Annotated in this window: 9 protein-coding genes; 6 read left to right on the top strand and 3 right to left on the bottom strand. The window is 72.7% G+C overall.

The genetic code is table 11. From position 1 onward, the window contains the following. Window positions 1–36 precede the first annotated feature (36 nt). Both ACFWM7_RS05630 and ACFWM7_RS05635 read right to left on the bottom strand, forming a co-directional pair. Window positions 37–1,833 carry a PQQ-binding-like beta-propeller repeat protein gene (locus tag ACFWM7_RS05630; protein ID WP_383255433.1) on the bottom strand — a complete coding sequence of 599 codons (1,797 nt, stop codon included), beginning with the start codon at window positions 1,831–1,833 and terminating at the stop codon, window positions 37–39. Between the two features lie 15 nt (window positions 1,834–1,848). Beyond that, entirely contained in the window at window positions 1,849–2,439 is a 591-nt protein-coding gene (locus ACFWM7_RS05635) for a serine/threonine-protein kinase (protein WP_383255435.1), read from the bottom strand. 254 nt (window positions 2,440–2,693) lie between these two features. Between ACFWM7_RS05635 and ACFWM7_RS05640 the strand changes: the two genes are divergently transcribed. Together ACFWM7_RS05640 and ACFWM7_RS05645 are read left to right on the top strand one after the other, a co-directional pair. Next, complete coding sequence (locus ACFWM7_RS05640; protein ID WP_383255437.1) at window positions 2,694–4,088, top strand: OFA family MFS transporter; 1,395 nt, start codon at window positions 2,694–2,696, stop codon at window positions 4,086–4,088. After that, a complete protein-coding gene (locus tag ACFWM7_RS05645; protein WP_383255440.1) occupies window positions 4,057–4,209 on the top strand; it encodes a hypothetical protein in 153 nt (50 codons plus the stop codon). The genes ACFWM7_RS05640 and ACFWM7_RS05645 overlap by 32 nt, the downstream gene beginning before the upstream one ends. A 55-nt stretch (window positions 4,210–4,264) precedes the next feature. Here the strand turns inward: ACFWM7_RS05645 and ACFWM7_RS05650 are convergent, their stop codons facing one another. Beyond that, window positions 4,265–6,232 carry an acyl-CoA dehydrogenase family protein gene (locus ACFWM7_RS05650; protein ID WP_383255442.1) on the bottom strand — a complete coding sequence of 656 codons (1,968 nt, stop codon included), beginning with the start codon at window positions 6,230–6,232 and terminating at the stop codon, window positions 4,265–4,267. Window positions 6,233–6,685: 453 nt separating this feature from the next. Here ACFWM7_RS05650 and ACFWM7_RS05655 point away from each other — a divergent pair, with 453 nt between their 5' ends. The 4 genes from ACFWM7_RS05655 to ACFWM7_RS05670 are packed head-to-tail and all read left to right on the top strand — an operon-like array spanning window position 6,686 to window position 10,913. Next, entirely contained in the window at window positions 6,686–7,438 is a 753-nt protein-coding gene (locus ACFWM7_RS05655; protein ID WP_383255444.1) for a (5-formylfuran-3-yl)methyl phosphate synthase, read from the top strand. Window positions 7,439–7,446: 8 nt separating this feature from the next. After that, entirely contained in the window at window positions 7,447–8,856 is a 1,410-nt protein-coding gene (locus ACFWM7_RS05660) for an aldehyde dehydrogenase family protein (RefSeq protein WP_383255447.1), read from the top strand. Further along, complete coding sequence (locus ACFWM7_RS05665; RefSeq protein ID WP_383255448.1) at window positions 8,853–9,941, top strand: NAD(P)-dependent alcohol dehydrogenase; 1,089 nt, start codon at window positions 8,853–8,855, stop codon at window positions 9,939–9,941. The genes ACFWM7_RS05660 and ACFWM7_RS05665 overlap by 4 nt, the downstream gene beginning before the upstream one ends. A 33-nt stretch (window positions 9,942–9,974) precedes the next feature. Further along, window positions 9,975–10,913 carry a class I SAM-dependent methyltransferase gene (locus ACFWM7_RS05670; RefSeq protein WP_383255450.1) on the top strand — a complete coding sequence of 313 codons (939 nt, stop codon included), beginning with the start codon at window positions 9,975–9,977 and terminating at the stop codon, window positions 10,911–10,913. Window positions 10,914–11,230 lie beyond the last annotated feature (317 nt).

An 11,230-nucleotide genomic window follows, 5' to 3' on the forward strand; every position in this document is an offset into this window, starting at 1 on the left:
CCCACGGGGGTGGGGCGGGCGGGGAGGCCGCCGGGGTCAGCTCGACCTCGGCGGCCTCTGCGCGTCGAAGGCGAAGAGCGTGTTGTCGTCCGCGGCCACGAACAGCGCGCGCCCCGCGACGGTCACGCGCGGGCTCGCGTTCTGCGACCCCGTCAGACCGTCGGCCCGCGGGTCCGTCGTCCACAGCGGTTTGCCGTCGTCCGGCGACAGCGCGACGACCCGGCCGGTGGCCGAGCTGAAGTACACCGCGCCGGCTCCGGCCGCGGGGCCCGACGCGCCCTCGACGCCGGTCTGCCGCGACCACTTCTTCCGCCCGGTCGCGGGGTCGAACGCCGTCACGAGACCGGTCTGCCCGCTCACGTAGACGGCGCCGTCCGCCATGCCGGGCGTGCCGTCGTACACCGTGTCGAGCCGGGAGTACGTGACCTTCCGCGTGGCCGGGTCGACCCGCGCCACCCCGTCGTACCCGGCCGGGGCCGTCTCCTCGTAGTGCTTCGAGAGGAGTACGAGCCTGCCGTCGGCGACGCCCATCGGCACGACGGGTCCGTCGACCGCGACGGTCCCGCCGTACACGCCGGAGTCGAGGGCGAGCGTGCGCAGGGTGGGGTTGCGCACCTGAAGGTCGTCCACCTCCGCTTCCGTTGCGCACATCGCGAGGAGCCGCTGTCCTACCGGGACGGGCGCGCACTGCGCGCCCGCCGGGAACGGCGTCGTCCAGGCGACATCACCGCTGTGGGCATCCCGGGCCTCGAAGCGGGAGTTGGCCGCGTCGACCGTCACCACGGCGGAGCCGACCACGACGGCGTCCCGGCTCCGGCCCGTGACGGCCGTCGACTGAGCGCCGGTCGGCACCGACCACAGCTCCCGGCCGCTGTCCGCGTCGAGGGCCACCACCTCCTGGGGAGGCCCCTGCGGGGCGTCCTGGTCGGCGAAGCGGTAGCCGACCACCGTGTCGTCGGTGGCGCCCACCAGGTGCATGCCCTGGACGGGGACGCCCGGGCTCTTCGCGGTCCACACCCGCGATCCGTCGCGGGCGTCGAGGCGGGTCGCGACGACACCGCCGCCCCCGCAGAAAAGCGCGTCGCCCCGCGCGACGCAGCGCAGCTCGTCGGGGATGTCCTCGCGGCCGCCCGGCACGGTCCTGCGCCACGGCTCGAAGCCGTCCGGGAGGGTGCCGCCCGGCGCGGCGGTACTCCGGCCGGTGTCTTTGCCGCGGCCGTCCGCGCCGGCGCTGTTCCCCCCGGCACCGCCCGTCGTCAGTGCGGCGACTCCCCCGCCGACCGCCGCCACCGCGACCGCCGCCGCGAGCACGGGCCGCCACCGGCGGCGCAGGCGACCACCGATCGCGGTACCGGTGCTCCGGGCGCCGGACGCGGCCGGGGCGGTGGGCGTCGGGGCGGCGGACGCCGGTTCGGTGGGTGTCGACGCCCGCGACGGATCGGTGGATGCCGGGCCGGTGGAAATCGGATCGGTCGACGTCGGGCCGGTGGGCGCCGGATCGGTCGGCGTCGAGGCGGTGGGCCCCGGGCCGGTGGGCGTACGGCCGGTCGGCGTCGTGAGGTGATGCTGCGTGATCATGTCGCGGGTACGCCCCGCCCCCGACCCACCGGCCTCGGTCTCGGACTCGCCGAGTTCGACCGGCAGATCCCGCAGCAGTACGAGGAGTTCGTCCGCCGAGGGCCGCCCCTCGGGCTCCTTGTCCAGGCACGGCTCGACGACCGCCCGCAGGGCCATCGGCACCGCGCCCAACGACGGTTCCTCGTGGACCACCTGATACGCCGTGATGTAGGGGCTGTCCGCGTCGAAGGGCCCGTGCCCCGTCGCCGCGTACACCAGGAGCGTCCCCAGCTAGAAGACATCCGACCGGGGCCCCACGCCGCGCGGGGCCTGCAACTGCTCGGGGGACATGAAGGGCGGCGTACCGATGACCCGCCCGGTCATCGTCAGCGTCTGCTGGTCCACGGCGCGCGAGATGCCGAAATCGATGACGCGGGGGCCCTCGGGCGAGAGCACGACGTTCGAGGGCTTCAGATCGCGGTGGACGACCCCCACCCGGTGGATGTCGCGCAGCGCCTCCGCCAGCCCGATGGCGAGCCTCCGCAGCTCCGCCCCGTTCAGCGGGCCCTGCTCGGCTATGCGCTGGGAGAGCGTGGGCCCCTCGATGTAGGTCGTCGCCATCCACGGCTGCTCGGCCTCGGGAGCGGCGTCGACCACGGCGGCGGTGAACGCACCGCTGACCCGCCGCGCGGCCGCCACCTCCTGCCGGAAGCGGATGCGGAACTCGTCGTCCCCCGCGAACTGCTGGTGGATCAGCTTGATCGCGACTGGCCGGCCCGAACTCGTACGGGCCAGGAAGACCGTGCCCATGCCACCCGAACCGAGCCGCTCCTCCAGCGGATAACCGCCGATCTCGGCTGGATCACCTCCGCGCAGCGACACTCTTCCCGACCTCCCGTCCCCCGTGCGCCTCTGCCACCACGGGCCCGCTCATCCGTCCTGCACCCAAACTAGTCGCAGGGCGGTACGGCGGAGCAGAGCGGGTGACGACATCGACCGCCGGACGGCTCCGCACGCCCTGGTCGGCGGCCGGCGCGGACGCGGAGCCCTCACGCGGAACGAACAAGGTGAAAGTTTAACCAACGACCTTCTCAAGCCTTCTCAACCGGATCCCCACTCACTACGGTGATGGACCCATGAGTCCCCCCATCGCCCCCGTGGGCTGGAGTCGCTGGCTGGTGCCGCCCGCCGCCCTCTCGATCCACCTCTCCATCGGTCAGGCCTACGCCTGGTCCGTGTTCAAACCACCGCTGGAGGACGCGCTCGGCCTGAGCGGCACGCAGAGCGCCCTCCCCTTCCAGCTCGGCATCGTCATGCTCGGGCTCTCCGCCGCCTTCGGCGGCACTCTCGTGGAGCGCCGGGGGCCCCGATGGGCCATGACCGTCGCCCTCGTCTGCTTCTCCTCCGGCTTCCTGCTCTCCGCACTCGGGGCCGCGACCGAGCAGTTCTGGCTGATCGTGTTCGGGTACGGCTTCGTCGGGGGCATCGGCCTCGGCATCGGCTACATCTCGCCCGTCTCGACGCTCATCAAGTGGTTCCCCGACCGCCCCGGCATGGCCACGGGCATCGCCATCATGGGGTTCGGCGGCGGCGCGCTGATCGCCTCGCCCTGGTCGGCGCAGATGCTGGAGTCCTTCGGCAGCGACAGCCACGGCATCGCCCTGGCCTTCCTGGTGCACGGACTGAGCTACGCCGTGTTCATGCTGCTCGGCGTCCTGCTGGTACGGGTACCGCGCCCGCGCACCGAGGAACACCGGGCGGACGGCAGCCCGGCCATCGCCCCGGGGCCGCAGGTGTCGGCGCGTCAGGCGTTGCGCACCCCGCAGTTCTGGCTGCTGTGGGTCGTGCTCTGCATGAACGTCACGGCCGGCATCGGCATCCTGGAGAAGGCAGCGCCGATGATCACGGACTTCTTCGCGGGCACCTCCACGCCCGTGTCGGTGACCGCGGCCGCCGGTTTCGTCGCCCTGCTGTCCGCGGCCAACATGGCCGGCCGGATCGGCTGGTCCTCGACCTCCGACCTGATCGGGCGCAAGAACATCTACCGCGTCTACCTCGGTGCGGGCACGCTCATGTACGCGCTCATCGCCCTGGTGGGAGACTCCTCCAAGCCGCTGTTCGTCCTGTGCGCGCTGGTCATCCTCTCCTTCTACGGCGGCGGCTTCGCGACGATCCCCGCCTACCTCAAGGACCTGTTCGGCACCTATCAGGTGGGCGCGATCCACGGCCGACTGCTCACCGCCTGGTCGACCGCCGGCGTACTGGGGCCGCTGATCGTGAACTGGATCGCCGACCGGCAGGAGGAGGCCGGGAAGGACGGCGCGGATCTGTACGGGACGTCGCTGCTCATCATGATGGCCCTGCTCGTCATCGGCTTCGTCGCCAACGAACTGGTCCGCCCGGTCCACCCGTCCCACCACCTCGCCGCAGGCACCCCAGACACCACAGGCACCGCTGGCACCGCCGCCCCGGCCGTCGCCGCGCAGAAGGGAGCGCCCGATGACCGACACCAGCAGTCAGAGTCCGCCTGACGGGTCCGCGGGCAGGGACCGGCGGCCGCTGATCGCCTTCACCTGGCTGTGGGTGGGCGCCCCGCTCGCCTACGGGCTGTACGAACTGGTCCGCAAGGCCACCCAGTTGTTCACCGGCTGAGGGCTCACCGACCGACCCCGGGGCAGGCCCCCCGGGGTCACGGTCGCCGCCGGGTTCAGGCGCCGCCCACCAGGTCCGGGGCGCGCAGCATGGCGTCCGGGATCCCCCACGCGTCGACGAGACCGCCCGCCAGCGGCCGGACCTTGCGGCAGAGGTCGTTCACCTCGCGGGTGATCGCCTTGGAGCGCTGGACGGTCAGCCGCCCGTGCTCCATGAACCACGCCCGGTCGGCCTCGATCGTCGACAGCGCGTACAGGTCGCACAGCAGGCCCAGCGCGACCTTGTCGCCGCCCTCGGGCAGCGAACGCGTCTTCTCGACGAACGCCTCCAGGACCAGCCGCTCGATGTGGGCGCGGGCGACGGCGATGACGTGGTCCTGGACCTCGGAGAAGACGGCCCCGGGGTCGCGCTTCCGGTCGACCCCGGACTTGAGCCTGCGGGCCACCCCGGCGAGCATGTGCTCCTCGCGATAGCGGACCATGGCGAGCTGGTACTCCGAGTCGAGCAGGCCGGCTTCCTGGTCCCACTCGTCGCCGCCCGGCAGCAGGTCCCGTACGCGTTCGAGCAGCTTGTGGGCCGAGGTCTTCTCGATGACCGTCTCGACGGCGAGGTTGGTGACGTAGCGGACCATGCCCAGCTGGTCCAGGTCCTCGAACTCGCTCGCGTAGTCGGTGAGCAGGCCCTTGGCGACGAGCTGCAGCAGGACGTGGTTGTCGCCCTCGAAGGTGGTGAAGATGTCGCTGTCGGCCTTGAGCGCGGCGAACCGGTTGGCGCCGAGATAGCCGGCGCCGCCGCACGCCTCGCGGCACTCCTGGATCGCCCGGGTGGCGTGCCAGGTGGAGAGCGCCTTGGTTCCGGCGGCCCGGGACTCCAGCAGCCGCCGCGCCTGCGGGTCGCTCTCCAGGTCGGAGAAGACGTCGTGGAGCTGCGTGCGGAGGACGTCCTGCGCGAAGTGCAGCGCGTACGTGCGCGCGACGAGCGGCAGCAGACGGCGCTGGTGCAGTCCGTAGTCGAGGAGCAACCGCTCCTCCTCCTGGGCTCCGGCCGCGAACTGCCGACGCCGCAGGGCGTACTTCACGGCGATCGCGAGGGCGACCTTGGCGGCGTTGACCCCGGCACCGCCGACGCTGACCCGGCCCTGCACCAGGGTGCCGAGCATGGTGAAGAAGCGGCGGTCGGGGTTGTCGATCGGGCTCTCGTAGACGCCCTCCGGGGTGACGTCGGCGAACCGGTTGAGCAGCGCTTCGCGCGGTACCCGCACCCCGTCGAACCGGATGCGCCCGTTGTCCACGCCGTTGAGGCCCATCTTGCGCCCGTCGTCCTCGATCGAGACACCGGGCGCCACCTCGCCGTCGACGCGGATGGGTACGACGAACGCGTGCACGCCCTCGGACGTGCCGCCCACCTCCAACTGGGCGAAGACGACCGCGAGTTCGCCGTGACGGGCCGCGTTTCCGATGTAGTCCTTGCGCGCCTGGTCGCCCTCGGTGGTGATGACGAATTCCTGGGCGTCGACGTCGTAGCGCGCGATCGTGCCGAGCGCCTGGACGTTGGAGCCGTGCCCGGTCTCGGTCATCGCGAAGCAGCCCATCAGCTCCCCGGTGATCAGATCGGGCAGATAGGCGTCGTGGTGGCGCTCGGTGCCCAGATGCAGGATGGCCCCGCCGAAGAGCCCGAACTGCACCCCGACCTTCACCAGGACCGACAGATCACCGAAGGCGAGCGTCTCGAACGCGGCGATCGACGCCCCCACGTCGCCGCCCCCGCCGTACCGCTTCGGGAAACCCATGCCGGTCTGGCCCGTCGCCGCCATCTCGACCACGAGGTCACGCACCCGCTCGCGGTACGCGTCGATGTCGAGCTCGTCGGCCTCCTCCAGCACCGAGGCGTGCGTCACCAGGTTGGCCCGGACCAGGTCGCGGACCTCGGCGTACTCGCCGTCGAGCAGCTCGGTCAGCGCCCGGACGTCGAGCTCCGGCTGTACGTATCCGCCGGTCGCGGGCGGTGTTCTGTCAGTGGTCATACCGATTCGCTACCCCGCCCGGAGACGATCAAGCAGTTCGCTGTCCCGGTCAGCCCTGTCCGGCGGGCGGATCTGCCAGGATGCCTTCGAGCAGCCCCATGGCCTGGCCGACCTCGATGAGACAGCCGCGGATGGGAAGCACCTCCCATGGTGGGCCACCGGGCCGATCCCCGAAAGACGATCATGAACAGGGCGGGGCCGCTGCGCTGAAGAAGCCCCGGACCGCCCCCTGCGGCCGCGGCCTTCGCGCCGCTCGCCGTCGTCACCGCCGGAGGCGGGGGTGAACGGCGCGTCGCGGGGGGCGTGAGTACGTCAGGGCAGTGCTCCGTTCGCCATCCCTCGCGCCCTGCCGGAGGCTCACGTGGCGCGGCGAGGATGAGCCGACCGCACAAGATCCCGCTACTCCGCACCCCGGCCGTTCGGCCGGAGGGCCCGCGGTGGAAGGAGTCCACGTTGCTGCTGCTCATCTCCCCGGACGGCGTCGAAGAAGCTCTCGCGTGTGCGAAGGCGGCGGACCATCTCGACATCGTCGACGTCAAGAAGCCCGACGAGGGCTCGCTCGGCGCGAACTTCCCCTGGGTCATCAGGGAGATCCGCGGTGCGGTCCCGGCGGACAAGCCGGTGTCGGCGACGGTCGGAGACGTACCGTACAAGCCCGGCACGGTGGCGCAGGCGGCGCTCGGCGCGGCGGTCTCCGGAGCCACCTACATCAAGGTCGGCCTCTACGGGTGCACGACGCCCGACCAGGCCATCGAGGTGATGCGCGGAGTGGTCCGGGCCGTGAAGGATTTCCGGCCGGACGCGTTCGTCGTCGCCTCGGGCTATGCCGACGCCCACCGGATCGGCTGCGTGAGCCCGCTCGCGCTGCCCGACATCGCCCGGCGCTCCGGCTCCGACGCGGCCATGCTCGACACCGCGATCAAGGACGGCACCCGGCTGTTCGACCACGTGTCGCCCGAGGCCTGTGCGGAGTTCGTCCGGCTGGCCCATGACGCCGGGCTGCTCGCCGCGCTCGCGGGCAGTGTGAAGCGGGAGGACCTGGCCACGCTGACGCGGATCGGGACGGACATCGTCGGCGTACGCGGGGCGGTCTGCGAGGGGGGCGACCGCAACTCCGGACGGATCCAGCCCCGGTTGGTGGCCGAGTTCCGGGCGGAGATGGACCGGCACGCCCGGGAGTACGCGGCGACCCCGGCCGCGAGCTGACCGCCGGCGTGGCGCCGTATCAGGCCGGCCCGGACCCGGCGTCCCACGGTGAGCGTTTCGCCGTGCTCGACCCGGCGACGGGCGAGGCGTTCGACGAGGCTCCCGACCAGCGGGCCCAGGAGCTGGACGCGGTGGTCCACCGGGCGCACGAGGCCTGGCGGAGCTGGCGGGCGGACCCTGACGCCCGCGCCGCGGCCCTGCTCGCGTCGGCCGACGCCGTGGAGGCCGCCGGGGCACAGCTCGCTCCCCTGCTCACCCGTGAGCAGGGGAAACCCCTGACCGAGTCGTACGCGGAGATCGCCCGTACGGCGGCTCGCCTGCGCCACTTCGCCGACATGGCCGCCGAGGTCCGGACGATCGCGGACGGCCGGCCGGTGCGCAGCGAGATCCGCTGGCGGTCGCTCGGGCCCGTCGCCGCCATCGTCCCGTGGAACTTCCCGCTCCAGCTCGCCTCGGCGAAGTTCGCGCCCGCGCTGGCCGCGGGAAACACGGTGGTGCTCAAGCCCTCCCCCTTCACGCCGCTGGCCACCCGGTTGCTGGGGTCCGTCCTGTCCGACGCCCTGCCGGAGGGCGTGCTGACGATCGTCACCGGCCGCGAACCCCTGGGCGCGCTGCTCGCCTCCCACCCGGGGATCCGTCATGTGACCTTCACGGGTTCGGTCCCCACCGGGCGGGCCGTCGCGGCGGGCGCGGCGTCCGGCCTCGCCCGGGTCACCCTGGAGCTGGGCGGCAACGACGCCGCGATCCTGCTGGACGACGTGGACGTGGAGCGGATCGCGGACCGGCTGTTCTGGGCGGCGTTCCGCAACTGCGGGCAGGTCTGCATGGCGGTGAAGCGCGTCTACGCCCCGGCCCGTCTCCACGACCGGGTGGTGGAGGCCCTGGCGGAACGGGCGAAGGCGGTGGTCGTGGGGGCGGGCCTCGACCCGGGTACGGAGCTGGGGCCGCTCAACAACGCCGCCCAGCTGGCCCGGGTGGAGCGGTACACGACGAGGGCCCTCGCGGACGGGGCCAGGGCTGCGGCGGGCGGTCATCGGCTGGACCGGCCGGGCTGGTTCCACGCCCCGACCGTCCTGACCGATGTCCCGACCGACAGCCCGGTGGTGACGGAGGAGCAGTTCGGTCCGGTCCTGCCGGTGCTGCCGTACGGGAGCGTCGATGAGGCCGTCGAGGCGGCCAACGCCACCCGCTTCGGACTGGGCGGCTCGGTGTGGGCCGCCGACCTGGACCGGGCCGAGGCGGTGGCCGACCGCCTGGAGTGCGGGACCGCGTGGATCAACCACCACGCCGAACTCTCCCTCGCCCAGCCCTTCGCCGGGGTCAAGGAGAGCGGCGTCGGCGTCGCGGGCGGGTCGTGGGGGCTGTACGGCAACCTCAGCCCCTTCGTCGTACACCGCCCCCGGGAGGCCCGGCCGTGAGGTTCGACGCCGCGGTACTGCGCTCGTACGAGGACCCGTTCGCCGTCGAGGAGGTGATCCTGGACGCGGGCCCGGCCGACGGCGAGATCCTGGTCCGCGTCGCGGGCTGCGGCATGTGCCGGACCGATCTCGCGGTCCGGCGCTCGGCGGGGCGCTCACCGCTGCCGGCGGTGCTCGGCCACGAAGGGTCCGGGGTGGTGGTGGAGACGGGCGGCCCGGACACCGGGCTGAGCCCCGGCGACCACGTCGTGCTGAGCTTCGACTCCTGCGGGCGCTGCCGGAGTTGCCTCGGCGCGGCCCCCGCCTACTGCGACACGTTCGCCGCGCTCAACCTCTTCGGGGGACGCGCCGAGAACGCGGCCCGGTTCACCGACGCGGCCGGGGGCGTTCTGGCGCCCCGGTGGTTTTGCCAGTCCTCGTTCGCCGCGTACGCGATGGTCCCGGCCCGCAACGCCGTACGGGTAGACCCCTCGCTCCCCCTCGAACTGCTCGGGCCGCTCGGCTGCGGCTTCCTCACCGGTGCCGGAGCAGTGCTCAACTCCTTCGGCGCGGGCCCCGGCGACACCGTCGTGGTCTTCGGCGCCGGGGCGGTGGGCCTGGCGGCGGTCATGGCGGCCACCGCCGCCGGGGCGGTCGCCGTGGCGGTCGACCGGCACCCCGAACGACTGACGCTCGCCGAGAAGCTGAACGCGATCCCGGTGCACGCCGCCTCGGGCGACCTGCCCGGCCGGGTCCAGCGGCTGACCGGGGGCGGCGCGCAGTACGCCATCGACACCACGGGCTCCACCCGGATCATCAACGACGCGCTCCGGTCGCTGCGCCCGAGGGGCCACCTCGGCCTGGTCGCCCGGCTGCACACCGATCTCCCGCTGGAACCGGGAACCCTGGACCGGGGCCGGAGGATCTCCCACATCTGCGAGGGGGACGCGGTCCCGGCCCTGATGATCCCCCGGCTGACCGGGCTGTGGCAGGCCGGGCGGTTCCCCTTCGACCAGCTGATCCGTACGTACCCGCTCTCCGACATCAACGAGGCCGAAGCCGACTGCGAGGCGGGCCGCGTGGTGAAGCCGGTCCTGATTCCGTAAGCCGCACGAATTTCGCTCGTCAAGGGAGTGCACATGGTCGACACAGCACATCGGGACACCGAGGGCACCGGAGTGGAGGGCGTGGCAGGAGGGGTCGGCGTGACCGCTCTGCTGGTCGCGGCGGCGCGGGCCATCGAGACCCACCGCCCCGACAGCCTGGCCCAGGACGTCTACGCGGAGCACTTCGTACGCGCGGCCCCGGCGTCCGCGGACTGGCCGGTCCATCCGCGGGAGGTCCCGGACGGGGACGCGAACCCGCTGTGGGGACGGTTCGCCCGGTATTTCGGGCTGCGGACGCGTGTCCTCGACGACTTCCTCCTCCGGTCGGTCCATGCCCGAAACGCCCGCCAAGTGGTCCTGGTCGGGGCGGGGTTGGACGCGCGGGCATTCCGGCTCGACTGGCCTCCCGGCTGCGTGATCTTCGAGATCGACCGGGAGGAGGTGCTGGCCTTCAAGCACCGGGTGCTCGGCGGCATTTCGGCCACCCCGAAGGCGGCGCGCGTACCGGTCCCGATGGACCTCCGCGCCGACTGGGCCGGCGCCCTGCCGCACGCCGGCTTCGACCCGGCCGCGCCGAGCGTCTGGCTGGTCGAGGGGCTGCTGTTCTACCTGCCGCCGGCCGCCGAGACCTACCTCATCGACACGGTGGAGGGGCTGAGCGCCGGGGGAAGCGCGCTGGCCTTCGAGGTCAAGCTGGAGAAGGACCTGCTGGAGTACCGCGACAGCCCGCTGTACACGGCCACGAGGGACCGGATCGGCATCGACCTGCTGGACCTCTTCGACCTGGACCCCCGCCCCGACTCCGCGGGCCGTCTGGCGGACCGGGGCTGGTCCACCTCGGTCCACACCCCCTTCGACTTCACCCGCCTGCACGGCCGCGGCCCCCTGCCCGAGCCGAACGACGCGCTGGCGGGCAACCGATGGGTGTTCGCGGACAAGCCGCGTCCGGGGGGTGCCGCAGGCGGGGCGTGAGTTCTGGCATTCGGAGGACTTCCCGTTGCTCGAATCGATGTTTTCCAGCCACAGGGATACGGTGAATACTGGCCATTTCGGCGCAGATCAACGTCCCGGCGACCGGGTTTCCGGAGAACGGAAAACCATCGTCCCCATGGTGCGATCCCAGGAGGAATGATGACCGAGCACGACGCGAGCGGCGACGAAGGACCTGCGGACGGCGGAGCGGCGGGCACGCCCGGCGTCCACGACGGAGGGGCGGACGGCGGAGCCGAGGGGCCCGCGGACGGCGGAGCGGCCGGTACGCCCGGCGTCCACGACGGCGGAGCCGATGG

This window comes from Streptomyces sp. NPDC058375 (genome assembly GCF_042723425.1).
GTDB lineage: Bacteria > Actinomycetota > Actinomycetes > Streptomycetales > Streptomycetaceae > Streptomyces > Streptomyces durocortorensis.

Coding starts and splice junctions, on each gene's coding strand:
- ACFWM7_RS05645 (WP_383255440.1), top strand. CDS start 4,057: ATGACCGACACCAGCAGTCAGAGTCCGCCTGACGGGTCCGCGGGCAGG.
- ACFWM7_RS05670 (WP_383255450.1), top strand. CDS start 9,975: ATGGTCGACACAGCACATCGGGACACCGAGGGCACCGGAGTGGAGGGC.
- ACFWM7_RS05650 (WP_383255442.1), bottom strand. CDS start 6,232: ATGACCACTGACAGAACACCGCCCGCGACCGGCGGATACGTACAGCCG.
- ACFWM7_RS05640 (WP_383255437.1), top strand. CDS start 2,694: ATGAGTCCCCCCATCGCCCCCGTGGGCTGGAGTCGCTGGCTGGTGCCG.